At 53.1% G+C, this 20,252-nt stretch carries 12 protein-coding genes; 7 read left to right on the plus strand and 5 right to left on the minus strand.

Translation table 11 applies throughout. The annotated features are described in order from the left end of the window. Nucleotides 1-26: 26 nt before the first annotated feature. A complete protein-coding gene (locus ACFE8Q_RS12005; protein WP_375445636.1) occupies nt 27-824 on the minus strand; it encodes an alpha/beta fold hydrolase in 798 nt (265 codons plus the stop codon). Then, a complete protein-coding gene (locus tag ACFE8Q_RS12010) occupies nt 821-1,411 on the minus strand; it encodes an anthranilate synthase component II (protein ID WP_375445637.1) in 591 nt (196 codons plus the stop codon). The genes ACFE8Q_RS12005 and ACFE8Q_RS12010 overlap by 4 nt, the downstream gene beginning before the upstream one ends. 284 nt (nt 1,412-1,695) lie before the next feature. Between ACFE8Q_RS12010 and ACFE8Q_RS12015 the strand changes: the two genes are divergently transcribed. The 5 genes from ACFE8Q_RS12015 (at nt 1,696) to polA (ending at nt 10,566) form a co-directional block, all read left to right on the plus strand. After that, nucleotides 1,696-2,943 carry a protoporphyrinogen/coproporphyrinogen oxidase gene (locus ACFE8Q_RS12015; protein ID WP_375445638.1) on the plus strand — a complete coding sequence of 416 codons (1,248 nt, stop codon included), beginning with the start codon at nt 1,696-1,698 and terminating at the stop codon, nt 2,941-2,943. A 26-nt stretch (nt 2,944-2,969) separates the two neighbouring features. Beyond that, complete coding sequence (locus tag ACFE8Q_RS12020) at nt 2,970-5,327, plus strand: family 20 glycosylhydrolase (RefSeq protein WP_375445639.1); 2,358 nt, start codon at nt 2,970-2,972, stop codon at nt 5,325-5,327. 143 nt (nt 5,328-5,470) lie between these two features. Beyond that, nucleotides 5,471-5,989, plus strand: a complete 519-nt coding sequence (locus tag ACFE8Q_RS12025) for a Rad52/Rad22 family DNA repair protein (protein WP_375445640.1) — start codon at nt 5,471-5,473, stop codon at nt 5,987-5,989. A 342-nt stretch (nt 5,990-6,331) separates the two neighbouring features. Continuing rightward, nucleotides 6,332-7,237: a fasciclin domain-containing protein gene (locus ACFE8Q_RS12030; protein ID WP_375445641.1), complete on the plus strand. Its 906-nt coding sequence runs from the start codon at nt 6,332-6,334 to the stop codon at nt 7,235-7,237. Nucleotides 7,238-7,494: 257 nt separating this feature from the next. Further along, nucleotides 7,495-10,566, plus strand: a complete 3,072-nt coding sequence (gene polA, locus ACFE8Q_RS12035) for a DNA polymerase I (protein ID WP_375445642.1) — start codon at nt 7,495-7,497, stop codon at nt 10,564-10,566. Nucleotides 10,567-10,659: 93 nt separating this feature from the next. Here polA and ACFE8Q_RS12040 read toward each other — a convergent pair whose 3' ends face one another. Continuing rightward, entirely contained in the window at nt 10,660-12,219 is a 1,560-nt protein-coding gene (locus ACFE8Q_RS12040) for a sulfatase (protein ID WP_375445643.1), read from the minus strand. Nucleotides 12,220-12,642: 423 nt separating this feature from the next. On the opposite strand from ACFE8Q_RS12040, the gene ACFE8Q_RS12045 reads away from it, so the two are divergent. Continuing rightward, nucleotides 12,643-15,327: a glucosidase gene (locus ACFE8Q_RS12045; RefSeq protein WP_375445644.1), complete on the plus strand. Its 2,685-nt coding sequence runs from the start codon at nt 12,643-12,645 to the stop codon at nt 15,325-15,327. A gap of 44 nt (nt 15,328-15,371) precedes the next feature. On the opposite strand, the gene ACFE8Q_RS12050 is transcribed toward ACFE8Q_RS12045, so the two are convergent. Then, the gene (locus tag ACFE8Q_RS12050) at nt 15,372-16,841 is read right to left on the minus strand and encodes an META domain-containing protein (protein WP_375445645.1); all 1,470 of its coding nucleotides are present in this window, start codon (nt 16,839-16,841) and stop codon (nt 15,372-15,374) included. A 126-nt stretch (nt 16,842-16,967) separates the two neighbouring features. Between ACFE8Q_RS12050 and ACFE8Q_RS12055 the strand changes: the two genes are divergently transcribed. Beyond that, the gene (locus ACFE8Q_RS12055; RefSeq protein ID WP_375445646.1) at nt 16,968-17,954 is read left to right on the plus strand and encodes an FAD:protein FMN transferase; all 987 of its coding nucleotides are present in this window, start codon (nt 16,968-16,970) and stop codon (nt 17,952-17,954) included. A 3-nt stretch (nt 17,955-17,957) separates the two neighbouring features. Here ACFE8Q_RS12055 and ACFE8Q_RS12060 read toward each other — a convergent pair whose 3' ends face one another. Next, nucleotides 17,958-20,153: a PepSY domain-containing protein gene (locus ACFE8Q_RS12060; RefSeq protein ID WP_375445647.1), complete on the minus strand. Its 2,196-nt coding sequence runs from the start codon at nt 20,151-20,153 to the stop codon at nt 17,958-17,960. Nucleotides 20,154-20,252: the final 99 nt, after the last annotated feature.

Genomic DNA, 20,252 nt, shown 5'->3' on the forward strand with positions numbered 1-20,252 from the left:
CATTGTTCACCGCTCGCCAATAACTGTTAGCTAATCATTGGTAATTGATCATTGATAATTGATCCGATCGGATGTTTCTCGAGCCATTGATTCAGTAGCGTATTGAATCGAGCCGGGTGCTCCATCATGGGTGCATGACAGCACTTATCGATAAAGTGAAGCTCCGTATCGGCAATGAGCCGGTCGAATTCGTGCGCCACATGGGGCGGTGTGATGGTATCATTCAGCCCCCAGACCAGCAGCGTCGGCACCTGTATCCGGTACAGTTCTTTGGCAATATTGGTACGCTGGGCCGACTTGGCAATCTGCACGATATTCAGGCATTTGGGAATACTGCTGGTCACCTCAAATACCTCGTCGATCAGCTCTTTGGTGGCTACCGTCGGATCATAAAAGGTGTACGCCACTCGTTCGGCCACAAAATCGTAGCTTCCCCGCTTGGGAAATGAGCCGCCCATGCCATTTTCAAACAGCCCCGAACTACCCGTGAGCACCAGGCGCTTCACCTCGTCGGGGTGTTTGAACGTGTATAACAGCCCGACATGCCCACCCAGCGAATTCCCAAGCAACGTGAGGTCAGACAGATTTCGGAAAGCCACAAACCGTTCAACAAACGCAACCAGCCCGTCGAGGCTGGCCTCGCGCATCGGCATATCGTAGATAGGCAATACCGGAATAACCACCCGGTAGCGGGGCGAAAACGTGTTGATCACGTCGTCCCAGTTACTGAGCGCGCCGAATAGCCCGTGCAGGAGCAGCAGGCAATCGCCCTGCCCTTCGTCGATGTAGCGAAATTCGCCTTCCTGGTGTACGATAGAATTCATAGCGTGGTAACTGGTTTTGTTGTTCGTATGAAGTTGCGAAGTAGCGCTAACCCTGATTCAGTCAATACGGCCTCCGGGTGAAACTGTACGCCCCAGACTGGCCAGGTCTGATGGCGAATTGCCATCACTTCGTCAGGGCTATCTGACAAGCTCACGGCGGTAGTGATCAGTTCGGGCGGCAGATCGGTCAATGTCAATGAATGATACCGCGTTACCCTGATCTGCTCCGGTATTCCCCGAAAGAGCGGATCGCTGGTATCCACGCGAATCGTCGATACTTTGCCGTGCATTGGTTTGGGGCTCTTTGTCAGTGTAGCCCCAAAATATTGCCCGATTGCCTGCTGCCCCAAACAGACGCCCAACATCGGCAGGCGGTTGTGGTACTGATGAACGACGTCCATCAAACAACCAGCTTCTGACGGAGTGCCCGGCCCCGGCGATAAAACTACGGCATCGTACACCTCGTTGGTCAACTTAGCAAGCGGTATACTGTTTCGATGAACAACACAATCTGCCCCGGCCTGTTTCAGGTAGTCGACGAGGGTGTATGTGAACGAATCAAAGTTGTCGAGCAGCAATAAACGCATCAGCGCAGAGGAGAAGAAACGACAAAGTAGGCACTTCTAAGAATAATTGTCAAACTATAAAATTTATTAGATTGGTTTTCAGCATGTTATTTTTTTGTTAACGTGATTAAATGCAATTTTTCACAAAAAAATCATACCGATTCAGCGGAGTAGGTCGGTTGCCTGGGTATGTCTAAGCAGCCGAATTAGAGGGAGCTGTTCGGGTTATTCGTCAACTTTCACCATGCATCTATGTAGAAGAACGCGTTTCTTTGCCAAAGGCTTCCCAATCTATACCTAATTCTATGCCTATTGTCATTATTGGTGCCGGTATGGCCGGCCTGACCTGCGCCAACTACCTGTATCAGCGAGGCCGCGACATATTACTGGTCGACGCTCAGGACGTACCTGGAGGCCGGGTTCGTACCGATATCGTCGATGGGTTCCGGCTCGATCGGGGCTTTCAGATTCTACTCACCGCCTACCCCGAAGCCCAGCGGCTACTTAATTATACGGCGTTGGACCTGCAACGGTTTCGGTCCGGGGCAGCCATTCACCACGACGAACCGTCGGGCGGTAACTGGATGAAACTCCTCAATCCGTTCAGCGAACCACTCAGTGTGTTTCAAACGCTGTTCTCACCCGTGGGTACGCTGTCGGATAAATTACTCGTGGCCGACCTGATCCGGCGCGTACAGTCACTGTCGACCAGCGAGTTATTTACGCAGCCAGCCGTGACAACAGCAACGTACCTGCGTGATTTCGGCTTTTCTGAACAGATCATCGAACGCTTTTTCCGGCCGTTTTTCGGGGGTGTTTTTTTAGAAGACGACCTGACCACGTCGAGCAACTTCTTCGAGTTCTGTTTCAAAAACTTCTTTCTGGGCGATGCCGCCATTCCTGCGTTGGGCATTGGTGAAATACCTAAACAACTGGCCAGTCGCCTGCCCGGCGACGCCATCCGCCTGAACACGCCCGTTGATCGACTGGAAGGCAAAACGGTGCACCTGGCTTCGGGTGAATCCATCGCAGCCGAGGCCATTGTACTTGCCGTCGATGCCCGTTCAGCCGCCCGATTGATGGGCAACGAAGAGCCGAACAGCACCCGGTTCAACCACACCACCTGCACGTATTTTTCCGCCCCCGCCGCTGACCGGCCCGCGAGCTTAAAAGCCGATAAGCTCTTGATGCTGAATACGAAACGGTCGTCATCTGTTCATAACCTGGCTATTCTGACCGACGTTGCGCCCGCCTGTGCACCGGCCGATCAACTGTTGGTTTCGGTTAGCACACAAGGCCTCGTTCAGGTTGATGCCGACGCCCTGGCCCGACAGGTACGTTCCGAACTGACGGGCTGGTTTGGGGAGTCGGTGCAGGGCTGGCGTCATTTGCAAACCGATCACCTGCCCGAAGCCTTGCCCACCTACGGCCCCGATGCACAACACCGCCCCCTCCGCCTGGCCGAGCATCTGTATCAATGCGGCGACCAAACGGCTTACCCTTCGCTGAATGCGGCCATGCAATCGGGCCGACTGGTAGCCGAACTCATTTAATAGCTTCACCTTCTTTCCCCTATTCCATGCCTCGCTTTCTCGCTGCCAGTTTATTCATCTGCTACCTGCTTACTCAGCCTATCGCCTTTGGCCAATCTACTGATAATGAATACAATCTAATTCCTTTTCCGGCCCGCTTCACGGGCCTGCCCGGTCGGTTTACGGTAACGGCCACCACCCGGATTCTGACGGCGGCTAAAGATCCGGCTCAGCTAGCGGCGGCTCAGTTGCTGGCCAGCCAGTTAAAACTGACCAGCGGATTGCCCGTTGCCGTGACCCCATCGACGCCGACACTGGCTAAAGGGAAACATATTATTTTTGAGAAACACACGGCTGGTCGCTGTGGCCCGGAAGGATACACCCTTCGCGTAACACCCGATGGAGTGCGGCTGGGTGCCGAAACCCCGAAAGGATACTTCTACGGCGTGCAGACCCTGATGCAGTTGCTGCCCGCCGACATTTACGGAGCAACCCGCGCCGAATCGGCCAACTGGTCGATGCCTGCCTGCGATCTGCTCGACCGGCCCCGCTATTCATACCGTGGGCTGATGCTCGATGTGAGCCGCCATTTTATGCCCGCCCCCTTCGTGAAGCGGTTCATCGATCTGCTGGCCATGCATAAGATGAACACCTTCCACTGGCACCTGACCGACGATCAGGGCTGGCGGATCGAGATCAAAAAATACCCTAAACTCACCCAGATAGGGTCGACCCGGAAACAGACGCTCGTTGGTCATTACGCCGAAAACTATCCGCAACAGTATGACGGTAAGCCCCATAGCGGATTTTACACGCAGGAACAGATCAAGGATATTGTTCGGTATGCAGCGGCCCGCCACGTAACGATCGTGCCCGAAATTGAACTACCCGGCCACGGACTGGCGGCGCTGGCGGCTTATCCCGAACTCGGGTGCGACCCCGCCAAAGGCTATCAGGTAGGCACGCGCTGGGGCGTAATTCGCGACGTGTACTGCCCGAGCGAAAAAACATTCACCTTCTTTCAGGATGTGCTGACGGAAGTGATGGGCCTTTTCCCCGGCAAATACATTCACATTGGCGGCGACGAATGCCCGAAAGATGCCTGGAAACAGAGCGCTTTCTGTCAGGACCTGATCAAAAAACTGAAGCTAAAAAACGAAGACGAGCTACAGAGCTACGTCATTCAGCGGGTCGAGAAGTTTGTCAATAGCAAGGGACGCGCTATCATCGGCTGGGATGAAATTCTGGAGGGGGGCTTAGCCCCAAACGCCACGGTTATGAGCTGGCGTGGGACTGCGGGCGGCATTGAAGCAGCGAAACAGAAGCATACCGTTATAATGACCCCCGGCGCGTACTGTTACCTCGACAAATACCAGGCCGACCCGGCCACCGAACCCTTGTCAATCGGCGGTTACCTGCCCATCGAAAAGGTCTATAGCTATGACCCAACGCCGTCGGAACTCAGCGCCGATGAGCAGAAATACATATTGGGCGTACAGGGCAATCTCTGGACAGAATATATCCATACGCCCGCCGAGGTTGAATACATGGTGTATCCGCGCGCCGTGGCCCTGGCCGAAATTGGCTGGATGCCCGCTGGCCCCCGAAATTTCGAAGATTTTGCGGCCCGGCTGAAAAATCATCTCAAACGCTTTGACCGACTGGGTATCAATTATGCCAAACGACTGCTCGATATTCGGTCGGAAACCCAGTTTACGGGAGAGGGTAATTCGGCAGACCGACAGTTGCAGGTACGTCTCAGCAAGCTGGATTCAGACGGCAAGATTTTCTTCACCACCAACGGCCGCGACGCCACAGCCGCTGCCACCGAATACATCGCCCCCATTACGCTGACGAAGACGACCACGATTAAAGCCGTGACTATTCCGGCCAACGATAAACCTTACGCCGAAACGTTTTACATCCACCGCGCCAAGGGCAAACCGTATACCTACGCCACCCCTAAAGCAGAAGCCGCCGACACCGACCGGAAACGCCTCACCGACGGACAGGTAGCCGCCAGCCCCCGCGACGATCGCCCCTGGGTGCAGGTTTACAGTGGCAATGATATTACCCTGACTATCGACCTGGGCGAGGTGAAGCCGGTAACCAAAGTAACGGCTTCGTTTCTCAAGAAAGTGATGTTTGGCATCATGCCGCCTCAATCGGTGGAAGTGGCCCTGTCGAAAGAAGGCGATTCATTCAAAGAGGCTCTTGCTCAGCCCATTAACGAGCCGTTGGAAGGCCCCTGGCGCATTGTACCGATCGTTGCTGACTTCAAAACAGCCCGCGCCAGGTACGTCCGCGTGACCATCAAAAATTATGGCAACGTACCTGCAACTGAAGACAATGAGCGATCGGGAAAACCCGCCTCACTGGCCGTGGACGAGATCATTGTGGAGTAAAGTTTAAAGTTCAATGTCTAAAGGCTCCGCTCATTAGATGTCAGGATGAGCGGAGCCTTTAGACATTGAACTTTAGACATTGAACCTTGAACCCATTCCCCCCTTTTAACGAATGAAACAGGCCTTTTTTTTGTTTTAAAAGCATGGAACAAACAGCAAATACACTAGACAAATTAACCCAGCCTATTCAACCCGACGAGATTGAGTGGCGTGTTCAGATGCAGACCAAAACCGGCAAACTGATCGTGGTTCCCTACATCACCAACCGCTGTGTCATGGACCGATTCGACCGGCAGTTTGGCTGGTTTGGCTGGCAGAATGAGATCACGGAAATTCAGGGCGGCTTCCTTTGCAAGATCACCGTCACCGTTCCCGCCACGCACACCAGCCCCGTTCAGATTCTATCGAAAACGGATGGCGCCAGCCGTACCGACATTGAGCCGGTGAAAGGTGGTATCTCCGACGCCATGAAGCGGTGCGCCGTCCAGTTTGGACTGGGTCGCGACCTCTACAATTACCCCCGCGTTTTCATCGACACCCCCGATAAGTTCATTCCTGACTGGGCCCATTCGCAGTTGGAAATGCTGGTCAAAAAGATAAACGACGGCAGCTATAAAGGTGGCGATATCGTTACCCTCCGCGCCTCCTACCAGAAAGCGTGATTGGCTGGTTAACAGTTATGCCATATCTCCAGAACATGGCATAACTGCTAACCAGCCAACTACGCTTTCTAACGTATCAGAAAAAGATCGCAAAGCCGGTCGATGCTACCAGGTGGGTGGCCATCGATCGGCTTTTTGCTGACTTGTGTAGTCAGCAAAAACGTCGGTACAATAAAAACAGTAACTTTGTGGAGCCTTTTATAAAAATGATTAAACAAAATGAACTGGCCGACGTTTTGAATCGTGTCTGACATAGACATCTGTCTTAATTCTCACTTGTTAACACAGTTCGACATGCATGTTTCAAATCAATCCTGGCGAATACTGCTCGGTGTTTGCCTTGTGCTCTCTTCAGTTCTGTTTACGTCGTGTAAAAAAGACGATAACCCAGCTACGACAAATACAGTCACCGACATTGTTCTTACCAACAGCAATTTTACACTTCTGCGCGCCGCTGTTCAACGCGCTGGTTTAGCCGATCAATTACGCACCGGTTCGATCACGGTTTTTGCGCCGACTGATGATGCCTTCAAAGCCGCTGGTTATGCCGATGTGGCTGCCATCAACGCAGCACCCGTAGCCGACTTGACCAGAATTCTTCAGTACCACGTTGTTGGCAGCCGTATTCCGGCCGCTAACGTACCTGCCGCCCAGAACACTGCCGTTCAATCGCTGCTAACGACCAACGGTACGCTGTACGTCAGTAAGATAAATAACACCATTTCTGTGAACGGCCGCACTGTTACCACCGCCGATGTAGCGGCCGATAATGGAGTGGTCCATGTCATTAACGGTGTGCTTATTCCGCCAGGTGGCGACGTTGTAGCAACAGTCATTGCGAATCCGCAAAGTTTTAGCCTGTTGGCACAAGCGGTTACGCGTGCCGGAGCAGGTGTTGTAACTGCCTTACAATCAACGACGGCCGCAACCGTATTTGCTCCAACCAACGAAGCGTTCATCGCGGCGGGTCTCTCATCTTCGGCCATTAGTGCTGCTGACCCGACTGTGCTGGCGCGTGTGCTTTCTTATCATGTTGTGCCGGGTCGGGTTTTCTCTACTCAACTTACCGATGGTACTACACCCGCTACCCTGCTTGGCCCCACCGTACGCATCAACGTAGCAGGTACCGGTGTTACAGTGACCGGACAGGGTAACGGCGCTAACGCATCTTCGGTTGTCTCGGCCAACAACCTCTCGACCAACGCCGTAATTCACGTCATCAATCGCGTGCTGTTGCCGCCTCCATGAGGTAACTAATTCAGGCTTATATCAAGCTAACCCCGGTCCGGCTCTGCGTTGTTACCTTTAGTAGCACGCGGGCTGGACCGGGGCTTTTTGCTGGGCTAATCCGGGGAAAATACGAATCAAAACACGTCCCTGTCTGTTGTTAAGTAGCTATCATTTGTGGTCATTTGTAGTCCTATGTGCCATCCGGCGTGTCGGGCACCGAATGTCGACAATGATAGGTAATGGCCGCGTGGCGGTTCGCACAACTGACTTTTATAATGGCAAAACCACAGAAGAAACTATTCCTTTTAGACGCACTGGCGTTGATCTACCGGGCCCATTTTGCCTTCAACAAGAACCCCAGGATCTCCAGCAAAGGCGTTAATACCAGTGCCATTTTCGGGTTTATGAACTCGATGATGGAGGTACTTCAGAAAGAAAAACCAACCCATATCGGCGTTGCGTTCGACCACTCGAAGAAGACCTTCCGGCACGAACAGTTTCCCATGTACAAAGCCACGCGCCAGTCGCAGCCCGAAGATATTTCGGTGGCCATTCCCTACATCAAGCAAATTATTGAGGCCATGAATATCCCGATGCTGATTATGCCGGGATACGAAGCCGACGACATCATCGGAACGCTCGCCCATCGGGCCTGCGCAACGGGCGAATTTGACACCTACATGATGACGCCCGATAAAGATTACGGGCAGCTCGTCAATGATTGTGTCTTCATCTACAAACCCGCTTTTATGGGTAAAGCCGCCGAAAAGCTGGGAGTTAAAGAGATTTGCGATCGCTGGGGTATCGAGAAAATAAGTCAGGTGGTGGATATGCTGGGGCTGGTTGGCGACGCCGTCGATAATATTCCGGGCATTCCGGGTATTGGCGAAAAAACGGCCCAGAAACTGATCGCCGAGTTTGGCAGCGTTGAAAATCTGATTGCCAACGCCGATCAGTTGAAGGGTAAGCTGAAAGAGAATGTGGTGCAGTACGGTCAGCAGGGCCTGCTTTCTAAAGAGCTGGCAACCATTCACATGGAGGTGCCCATCGAGTTCGACGAGGCGGCGCTGGTGCATAACGAGTATGACAAACCAAAGCTGGCGGCACTGCTCGATGAGCTGGAGTTCAGGCAGATGAAAACGCGCCTGCTGGGCGATACCCCGACGCCACTCAAGAGCGAATTTACCAAATCGGGCAACGGCCAGATGGGCCTTTTCGACCCGTCGCCCGCTTTCATGCCCATGCCATCGACGGGTGCAGCCTCAACCCCGAGCGGTGCCGATGACCTGCCGTTTCTGTTTGGCGATAGCCCGGCCCCAACGACCGAACTGGCGAAAAAAGGCCGCGCTAAAAAAGCCACGCCCGTCACCGTGCCCTCGGCATCAGGAGAAGCAGCTACCCCCGACGCGGTAACCAATACAGCATCGGCCGAAGACGCGCCCGGTACTGATATACCTGCCGCCACAGATTCGGCAAACTGGGGCGACGATGCGCACGAATCCGAGATCGACAACACCTTTTCGACCGAACGCCGGAAGACCATCAATTCGGTTATTCACGACTACCGGCTGGTCGATACGCCCGAACTGCGCGACAGCCTGGTAACGTACCTGCGCCAGCAAACCAGCGTATGTTTCGACTCCGAAACCACGGCCATCGACCCGGTCGAAGCCGACCTGGTTGGCCTTTCGTTTTCCTATAAAAAAGGGGAAGCGTTCTACGTACCTGTACCGACCGACCGAGCTGATGCACAGGCTGTTGTAGACCAGTTCAAGCCTTTTTTCGATGATGAATCAATCGAAAAAATAGGGCAGAACCTGAAGTATGACCTGCTGATGCTAAAGAAATACGGCGTCCAGGTACGTGGTCCGCTATTCGATACCATGCTGGCCCATTACCTGATCGAGCCGGAGCAACGCCACAACATGGATGTGATGGCCGAGGTGTATCTCAATTACCAGCCTGTGGCCATCGAATCACTGATTGGCAAGAAAGGAAAAGGGCAGCTCACCATGCGCGATGTAGATATTCAGCGCGTGGTTGAATATGCCGGGGAAGATGCCGACGTGACCTTGCAACTGCGCGACACCTTCGCGCCCATGCTCAACAAAGACAATCTCCACAAACTGTTCGATCAGGTAGAAATGCCCCTCGTACAGGTGTTGGCCGATATCGAACTGGAAGGCGTCACACTCGACACCACCGCCCTGGCCGAGCTTTCGTCAACGCTGGACATCGATATGAAGCAGGTGCAGAGCGAAATTTACGAGATCGCCGGTGGAGCCTTCAATATCGGGTCGCCCAAGCAACTTGGTGAGATTTTGTTCGATAAGCTGAACCTCGACAAAAACGCCAAAAAGACCAAAACAGGCCAGTATGCTACCGGCGAAGAAGTGCTTTCGAAACTGGAAGCCGAAAACCCGATCATCGGCAAAATTCTCGACTACCGCGAACTCATCAAACTGAAGAATACCTACGTCGATGCCTTGCCGCTGCTGATTTCGCCACGAACAGGCCGCGTCCACACGTCGTTCAATCAGGCGGTTGCGTCGACGGGACGGTTGTCATCGACGAACCCGAACTTGCAGAATATTCCGATACGTACCCCGCGTGGGCAGGAGATCAGGAAAGCGTTTGTGCCCCGCTCCGATGAATTCCTGATCATGTCGGCCGACTATTCGCAGATCGAACTACGGATCATGGCGGCCTTCAGCGGTGACCAGACCATGCTCGACGCGTTTAACAACCACATCGACATTCACACCCAAACGGCCAGCAAAGTTTTCCACGTACCTATCGCCGACGTAACGACCGAGATGCGCCGGAAAGCCAAAACCATCAACTTTGGCATCATCTACGGCATTTCGTCGTTTGGCCTGTCGCAACGGTTAAAGATTCCCCGGAAGGAAGCCGGCCAGATCATCGAAGAATATTTTCAGGAGTTTTCGGCGGTGAAAGCCTACATGGATCAGAGCATCGACAAGGCACGTACCTGTGGCTATGCCGAAACAATTCTGGGTCGCCGCCGCTACCTCCGCGACATCAACTCGCGCAATATTACCGACCGGATGTTTGCTGAGCGTAACGCCGTAAACGCCCCCATTCAGGGCAGTGCCGCCGACATGCTGAAGATCGCCATGATCCGGATTCACGAGTTTATGAGCCGCGAACGGTTGAAATCAAAAATGATTCTGACCGTGCATGACGAACTGGTTTTCGACGCCCATAAATCAGAGCTCGACTACCTGAAAGAAAACGTCGATCACATCATGAAAACGGCCATTCCAATGGCCGTAGCAATGGAAACCGGCGTCGGTTTCGGCGAAAACTGGCTGGTAGCACACTGATTTGATGGTTAACTGGGGGTTAGTTGACTTGGTTATTGGTGGCTCCGCATTTACCCAATCCCCCAGTCACCTAATCCCCAACTAACCAATCCCCTAATACACCCCTTTATACCGGTGATCGTTTCGTTTCTGGCGGATGGGGTGCAGCGGAATTTGCAGGCCACCCGTTGATTCGAGCCAATCGAATACCCGGCTTTTCATATTCTTGGCAATAGTCTGATGATCAGGACTTCGAATCAGGTTATTTACTTCCTGCGGGTCATTTTTCAGATCGTAGAGTTCGTTGGCATCCCAGACGCCGTGGTTGAAAATGTACTTATATCGGTCTGTCCGTATGCCGAACATAGTGGGCGTTTGCGGAAAATCGGCTTCCCAGTAGTATTCGTAAAACGCCTCTTCCCGCCAGGGAATCGGTTGGCCTTTAAGTAACGGCAGAAAGGAGTTTCCCTGCATCTGAGCCGGTTTGGCAACGCCCGCGTAGGCCAGTAAGGTTGGCGCAATATCCACGTTCTGGATCACCTGGTCCAGTTTCGTTCCCGCTTTTACCAGTGCCGGGCAGCGCACCAGCAACGGCACCCGCATCGACTCTTCATACATATGCCGCTTATCGATCAGACCATGTTCACCGAAACTGAACCCGTTATCGCCCATGTAAACGACCAGCGTATTCTCTAGCTGCCCATTCGCTTCGAGCCAGTTCAGCACCCGCCCAACGCTATCGTCAACGCCCATCAGCGTTTCGCAATACTGCCGATAGAAATCGTTGAAGCCGATCTGCCCGTCGTACATGTAATCGACGCCGTGCCAGCTATACCGCTGATTCTTTACCCAGTTGGGCATGTCGGCCATGTTTGTTTTTAACGGGCCAACTTCCGGGTTGACAGCAGGTTTCGGCCCCCAAACTTTACTGGTATCAGTGGCCGTCAAGTACATCGTCTGTGGGTAATTGATCGGCATATTCCGGTACAGGCCGCGATGCCGTTTGGCAGGTTGAAACTCAGCATGAACAGCCTTGTGCGAGAGGTACAGGCAGAAAGGCTTCGATTTGTCGAGCGAGCCAAGCCATTTGAGCGCATAATCGGTCAGCAGATCAGTGGTATAGCTGCTATCGGAGTAACTGACCCGTTTGCCGTTGATATTGAATGTAGGGTTATAGTATACGCCCTGTCCCTTGAAACTCAGCCAGTAGTCGAAACCGGGCTGCGGCGCATCGTCGGTGTTACCCATGTGCCACTTGCCCAGAAACGCCGTTTTGTACCCTGCTTTTTGCAAATACTGTGGGAAAAACCGCAGGCCGGGCGTCAGTGGCGCAAAATTGTCGACCACCTTGTGCGTATGTGCATACTGCCCGCTCAGAATGCTGGCCCGGCTGGGCGAGCAGAGGGCCGTGCTGACAAACGCATTCCGAACATGAACCCCTTCGTTTGCCAGCCGATCCAGACTAGGCGTTTTCAGGCCAGCTACCTTTCCGGTAAACCCCATAAAGTCATAGCGATGATCATCGGCCAGAATGTAGATAATGTTTCTGGGACGTACCGGCGCAGGTCTACTTTCTCTTTGTAATGCTGCTGCCGTCGATAACGACCTGTTCGCTGACATGAACCAACCCGAGAACAGCAAAGCGCCCGTGGTGGCTAAAAAAATGGATTTCATAGGCTATCTGAACGATATTTAGGTCAAGTGTATGAAAGTAAAAATTGCTGACGCGAGGCCTTTCGACTAGGCGTCAGCAATTTTTACTTTCATACACTTGACCTGGTTGGTCGATAAACAGAAGAATAAGTCCGGGCATCGGCTTTTACTCATCAGAGTACCCCATCCCGGCAAGCGATGACTTACCTAAACCGAACACCGCCAGTTGCTCCACCGACCCAACCATCGTATTACTTATTAATCATAATCTATAGAAATAAACGACTAACTGATTCATTTTCACCGCCAACAGACACGTTTAAATGAAATCAGGACCCTTTTCTATGACTTTTCCGGGAAATTTAGCCAGTATATATGGATAGCCTTATTTTTAGGTCTTGATCTGTCGCGACAAACTAAACCGACCGATATTCAGGAGTCTGTATGCCTGCCGAAGCTGAGAAATTACGTATATATGACCGGGCCGATAATAAAGGCTGGAAAAAGTGGGGACCTTACCTATCCGACCGCGCCTGGGGCACTGTCCGTGAAGATTATAGCCCTTATGGTGATGCCTGGAATCATGTTAGCCACGAGATGGCCCGCTCCAAAGCATACCGCTGGGGCGAAGAAGGCATCGGTGGTATTTCCGATAATAAAGGGCATGTCTGCTTTGCACTGGCTTTCTGGAACCACCGCGATAATATTCTGAAAGAACGCTTTTTTGGCCTGACCGGGCCGGAAGGAAACCACGGCGAAGACGTGAAGGAACTGTACTATTACCTGGACAGTACGCCCACGCACTCGTACATGAAAATGCTGTACAAATACCCGCAGCAGGAGTTTCCGTACAATAAACTGGTGATCGAAACGATGCGCCGGTCGCGGCAGGAACCAGAATACGAACTGCACGACACCGGTATTTTCGACGAAAACGAGTATTTCGACATTGAGATCGAGTACGCCAAAGCCGATCAGAACGACTGGCTGGTGAAGGTGACGGCCCACAACCGGGGCGCGGTTGACGCTCCACTTACCCTCCTGCCAACCATCTGGTTCCGCAACACCTGGTCGTGGGGGTACGAGCAATACAGCACCCGGCCCATGCTAACAGGCATTTCGACCAGCCAGATCGAAGTGAATCACAAGCAGTTAGGCAAATACAAACTGTACTGCGACGAAGCCGACGAACTTGTTTTCTGCGAAAACGAAACGAATACCGAACGGCTCTACGGTCGCCCTAACACGACGCCCTACCCGAAAGACAGCATCAACAATTACATTGTCACGGGTAAGCCAGAGTACGTTAATCCGAACCGGATTGGTACCAAAGCTTCGGCTCGCTACACGCGCAACGTACCTGCGGGTGGTAGCGTCAGCATCCGGCTGCGGTTCAGCGACCAGACGCACCAGACCCAGCCATTTGCCGATTTCGACCAGCTTTTTGCGTTGCGTCATACCGAAGCCGATGGGTTTTATCAGCAGTTACAGGCGTCGACGGTTACCGGCCCCAATGCCAGCCCGGAACTGGCCAACATTCAGCGGCAGGCCTACGCGGGTATGCTCTGGAGCAAGCAGTTTTACTACTACAACGTCAACGAATGGCTGAAGGGCGACCCAAAAATGCCCATTCCGTTTCAGGGACGCGTGTATGCCCGGAATGAATCGTGGCGGCATATGTACACGGCCAATATCCTGAGTATGCCCGACAAGTGGGAATACCCCTGGTTTGCGGCCTGGGATCTGGCCTTCCATACCCTCACACTCGCCCGCCTCGACCCGCACTTTGCCAAACGGCAACTGGCCGTTATCCTGCGTGAGTACTACATGCACCCCAACGGACAGATTCCCGCCTACGAATGGAATTTCTCGGATGTGAACCCACCCGTTCATGCCTGGGCGACCTGGAAAGTGTACGAGATCGACAAGCAGATGAACGGCGTGGGCGACGTAAACTTCCTGGAACGGGTATTCCATAAGCTGCTGCTGAACTTCACCTGGTGGGTAAACCGCAAAGACGTCGAAGGCAACAACATCTTCGGCGGCGGTTTCCTCGGCCTCGACAACATTGGGGTATTTGACCGGAGCCAGCCTTTGCCGATGGGTGGGCGCATTGAACAGGCCGACGGTACGGGCTGGATGGCGATGTACACACTGAATATGCTCCGCATAGCGCTTGAAATTTCGTTGGTGCGCCCCTCCTACCAGGACATGGCCAGCAAGTTTTTCGAGCACTTCCTCCACATCGCTTCGGCGATGAACAACCTCGGCAAACAACACATCAGCCTGTGGGACGAGCAGGACCAATTTTACTACGACATCCTGCATACGCCTGACAAACAGGCCCGACTACTGAAAATCCGGTCGATGGTGGGGCTTATTCCGCTGTTTGCCGTAGAAATCATCGACGACGAATTGCTGTCGAAACTTCCCGATTTTCGCCGCCGCCTGGAATGGGTACTGACCAACCGGCCCGATCTGGCCTCGCTGGTGTCGCGCTGGCACGAACCCGGTAAAGGATCGACCCACCTGCTGAGTCTGCTGCGGGGACACCGGATGAAAATGCTGATGCGCCGCATGTTCGATGAAACCGAATTCCTGTCTGACTACGGCATTCGGGCCCTGTCGAAGTTCCACGAAAAGCAGCCGTACGAGTTGCACATGAACGGCGAATTGCTGCGCGTGAAATACGTACCTGCCGAGTCGGAAACGAGCATTTTCGGCGGCAACTCCAACTGGCGCGGCCCCATCTGGTTCCCACTCAATTTCCTGCTTGTCGACTCGCTACTGAAATTTTACCAGTATTACGGCGACGATTATGAGGTAGAATACCCCACGCATTCAGGGCAGGTTATGAGCATCAAAGATGCCGCGTTGCAGGTGGCCGAACGGCTCATCAGCCTTTTCCGGGTCGACGCAGCGGGTAACGTACCGGCGATGGGCGACCTGAACCGGTTCAGCAGCGACCCGCATTTCAAAGGGTTGCTGCTGTTTTACGAATACTTCAATGGAGATAACGGTAGCGGTCTGGGTGCCAATCACCAAACCGGCTGGACGGGGCTTGTTGCCGACCTGATCGAATACGTGTCGCAGTCAGTCGTGAAAGTAGCGGTGGCAACTGAGAAGTAGCTGAACGTACCTGGGTTGGTGTACACCAACCCAGGTACGTTCAGCTACTTCCGGGCAAACCGCATTACGGCCACATCATCCGCCAACAACGTCAGCGTATCGCCGCTGATCGCGTATCGATTCGCCCGTTTGATGGTCGACAAAAATGCCTGTTCGCCGTTGCCGGAGCACATCATCCGCGTCATGGCCGCCGCCTCTGGAAAAGCAAAACCCGTTGCAGCAGTTGAGAAGGGACCAGTAAACGAATTGCATCCCGTCGACCCGGTAATCCGCTGATTACTCTCGTCAATGGTCAGGGTCGGTTTGTTGTTCGGGTAAAGGGTGGCGAGATCAGTTCCAGTAGCCGCCAGATAGCTCAGCTCCCAGGAGCCATCCAGCGAAGACACTGACTGTACAGCCGTTGCCTGACCCAATGCGGCCAGGTTATTCTCTGTCAGGTAGAGGTAAGGCGGATGAAAATGATGAACAAATAGCTTTTCCTGACTATCAGGGTAACGGCGGTAATAGGCTGAATCGGCCAGCAAAACAATAGTTGTGCCCGTTCGCACATAATGGTTACTATTGTAGTAGTCAGGTGGTACGTAGCCGTTCAGGTTTTTCTTCACTGTATTTGAAGCTACTTTCCCCAGATACTTCTGATAATTCTTCTGGGCCTTCAGCGCTGGTTTACTCAGGTCATTATAAACTTTTCGGAACACGATCCGCTTCAAAAACGATTGCTTTTTTATGACCTGATCAGCCCCGGCAAACGGGTTTGTCACGTTCATATCGTTGACCGTCTGAATAGAGAAAGGCACTTCCGGCACCCAATCGGCTGAGTTAACGACGTTATAGGCCCAGCCGCCCTGTGTCATGGCTTCATACGCATAGGCAAAGTATAGGTTTCCCGGTTTAGGGCCTGCGCTGCAGTATGTCTTGAACCGAATGTTGGCCGGTAGCTTTCCCTGTCGTTGTAAGGCATACAGGTGAGCCGTGAGCAGAAACGCAATGGCACCTCCTTGACTATGACCCATAATGAGCATATCTTTTATACTTTTCCGGTAACACGAGTCAATTTTAGGCAGAATATCGTTGGTTAGGAACGCGGTACTAACCAGCCAGCCTACATGCACAGCCGCCCTTGGATTATCGGCCAGATGGTACGGAAATACTTCGTTATCAGCCAATTGCAGCTCTCCTTTGGCGGGCACCATAGCGGCGTAGAAATTGCTCAGCCAGCTCACACTATTGGCGGTCGTTCCGCGTAGACTGATGACTGCCGTTTTGCCAGTATCGGTCCACAGATCCCAGCGATTGTCGAGACCAACTACGGGCGAACGGTAAACCGCCGTAAACCGTTGCGGTTTTGGAAAACTGGCGACGTAGGTAGAATCACCAAACTGCGCCGAAATCTTCAGCAGTTCGATATACTCAGCCTTGTCGAAGCCGGGTGCCAGCGGTTGAGCAGAGGCCGACGTATACCGTATCGTCAACCAGAGCAACGTACCCAGATACGCAATTCGTGTAGTCTTCATAAACGCAGGCAAGACACTGATGGTAAGGGCCTAACAAGCTGGCACCCGCTTTGTTTGGCCAATTTAGAGCAAGTCGATTTCACCCGGTCGGTGAGTTGCTGTCTGATCCTGGCTTATTTTTGTAGCATGCATAAAGTAGTCCTTTTCGTGCTGTTGCTACTTGGGTTCAACGCTTCTTCGCAGGTACTTCGCAACCGAACCGTGAAGCTGATGGGTAGCCGGTTCGACATCACCATTGTCGGCCCCGATTCGCTCTCGGCCGAACACCATATCGATACCGTGATTGCCGAAGTGACCCGAATTGAGAACCTGATCTCCGACTGGAAACCTGATTCGCAGATTTCACTGGTTAATAGAAATGCGGGTATTGGCCCCGTCAGGGTAGACCCTGAGGTGTTTGCCTTGACAGAGCGGGCACTTCAGTTATCCAGACTAACAAATGGTGCCTTCGACATCAGCTTCGCGGCGATGGACCGGATCTGGAAATTCGACGGCTCGATGACAAAGATGCCTGACCCACAAGCTGTTAAAAAATCAGTTGCAAAAGTAGGCTACCAGTATATCGTGCTGGACCCGAAGCAGTCCACGATTTTCCTTACCCGCAAAGGCATGAAAATAGGGTTTGGGGCGCTGGGCGAAGGGTACGCCACCGACCGCTGCCGCGACATGATGCTGGCCAAACAGGTAGAGGCAGGCATCGTAAACGGGTCCGGCGATATGAGTAGCTGGGGCAAACAACCCAACGGCCGAAACTGGACCGTAGGCATCACAAATCCGCTGCATAAAGACACCATTTTCGCCGTCGTTCCGCTGATACAGAGCGCGGTGGTGACCTCGGGCAGCTACGAAAAATTCGTGATCTTCAACGGAAAGCGGTACGCCCACATCATCAACCCCAAAACCGGCTATCCGGCTACTGGCCTGAGCAGTGTGACCGTTTTCGGCCCCAGTGCCGAAGTAGCCAACGGATTCAGCACGTCCATGATGGTGCTCGGCAAAGAGGCCGGTCTGAAGCTGATCCGGCAACACCCGCAGTACACATCCATCCTGATTACCGACGATGGACGGATAGTCTCGTCGCCTGGCCTGAAGCTAAAAAAGCGGCGTTTATAGCCCTCAGTAGCAATCCATTAGTACCTGGCCATGTGCTTGGTACGCACTCACCGATTTACCTAATCGTGTCTCGCAGATCGTTTCGAGCTGGTCGATCACATCTTTCTGCATGGCCAGCGAACCGCAGATCATCACAACGCCTTTCTGCATCAATGCATTGGCGATAAAGTCGGCATCGCGGGCGAGCAGTTCGCTCACGTATTGTTTGTTGCCTTCCCGCGAATAGGCAACGTGCAGGTTGGAAAGCCGCTTAGCCGAACGGCTTTCGTTCAGAAAGTCCCGGTACAGGTCGAGGGAGGCGCTTTGCCGGAAACCGCAGTAGAGATGGCAGGGAGTCTGCGGTTCGTTCTCGCCGATCATACCCAGGAAGGGCGCAATGCCCGTACCGTTGGCAATCATGATGACGGTCGACGCTTTCTTCGGAAAATGAAAATGCTCATTGCGCACAATCCGGGCCTGAATGGTCTGGCCGGGCGTCAGGTCGTGCAGGAACCCCGACCCCAGCCCACCCGGATGCAGGCGCACACTGAGCTGGAGTTCGTTGGCCAGCATTCCAATCGAATAAAGGCGTTCCCGGTGGTCGTTGGCCGGGTAAATAGCCAGCAAATCACCCGACGTCACGCCCAGTCGACGTTGCGGTTTGAGCCGAATCAAAAAGGTGCCGTCGGGTTGTTCGGTGCTGGTATTGTGAGTGACGATCAGCGTCTCAAGCCGGGGAGCGGGGGCCGTAACGAGGTCAAGCGAGGTCGATACAGGTACGTTGGCCTGCTGCGACCAAGCTTCGGCCCACAGGCTAAACTCGTTCGGCGACCGATCGTTGATCGTATGAATATCTACGAGTGGAGTAGCCCAGGTCTGGCTGGCCAGCAGTTGGTTAACCTCAAATGCAAACTGGCAAAAATCGGGATAAGCCCGCGATCCAAAACCGATTACTGAATAACGAATCGGCTGTTGCTGCGGGCATTTTTCAACCAGAGTCGCAAAGCGCCGGGCATTGGTGGGCGCTTCGCCAAGCCCATAGGTAGCGGTCAGTACCAGCAGGTGTTCGGCTTTAGGGAAAACCGTGTAGTTGTTACATTCGGTCAGAAACGATTTTTCACCCTGCTTAAGCAACTGCTGATGAATGGCCTGGGCAAATCGAAAGGTGGTTCCGTTCTCAGAACCGACCAGGATGATGAACCGGCTTTCGTGGCCCGAGTACTTGTTTTTAACCCGGTTAGCGCGTCGCTTCAACGTGATAGCAAAGCCCGACCAGATAAAGAAAAGGATATTTGCCGACGCTACAGCCAGAATAATCGCCCATACGGCGCTTGTCCGGCCCGTATGCAGATCCAGGCTCAGGTTGGTCAGCAACACGGCCTGTGGGTAATTGATCTCGCTGAGAATATCGCCCGTAAGCTGATTGACAATCAGTTCGCGGTCTTTCAGCTTGAGCGTGTAATAGTCTTCGGGGTCTTCTGAAAACGGAAATTCGAGGCTTTGTACGTCCGATAGCCGCGTGTTTTTAAATACGGCAAAATCGGCCACCCTCCGGCGGGGCTCTTCCTTGATGGCGTCCAGATCAATTTTCGGAGCCAGTTTCTCCGTGGCGATTAGGTCGAACCGGGCCAGTGACAGGTACGTTCCCGACAATGCAATGATAAAAATAGGTATCAGCGCCAGCCGCCCCAGCACCACGTGGTAGTACTGCGCAAAGTTATCCCGGACAATGCGGGTAAAGAACCGTTTCACTCCCCGTTGCCGCTGAATGATCAGCATAGTGCCGGAAACGGTGATCAGCAGGAGTAGAAACGCGGTTAGCCCAATAAAAAAACGACCGGCCTCATGCAGGAACATAGAACGGTGCAGGGCCGTGACCCACTCGAAAAATTCACTTTGTTTGGTAGGTATACCCAGTTGCTTACCCGTCCGCGGATCAACGTATACGGTCAGGTTTTTCCCTTCAGCGTCGCTCCCTTTGATCTGAACAAACTGGTTGGCATCAACACGCAACTCACTGAGTTCTGCATATGACTTTTTCAGCACCGGTAGCGTCCCGGCCAGTGTCAGTTGGTTAAAATCAGCAACCCGGTATGGTTGACGTTTCTGCGATACGGGTTCAAACGCCAGAATAATACCCGTAATCGAGGCTACCAGCAGTAAAAGAAAAGAAGATACAGCCAGCGCTAAGTGGCTGTATCTCCAGACAGAAATGGTCATTTTGAGGGATCGTCATTTAGTGGTCATTACGCTTTGCTGTCATTTGTTGTAGAACAATGAATGACAGCAAAGCGTAATGACCACTAAATGACAACAAGT

It is taken from the genome of uncultured Fibrella sp. (assembly GCF_964250085.1).
Classification (GTDB): Bacteria; Bacteroidota; Bacteroidia; order Cytophagales; family Spirosomataceae; genus Fibrella.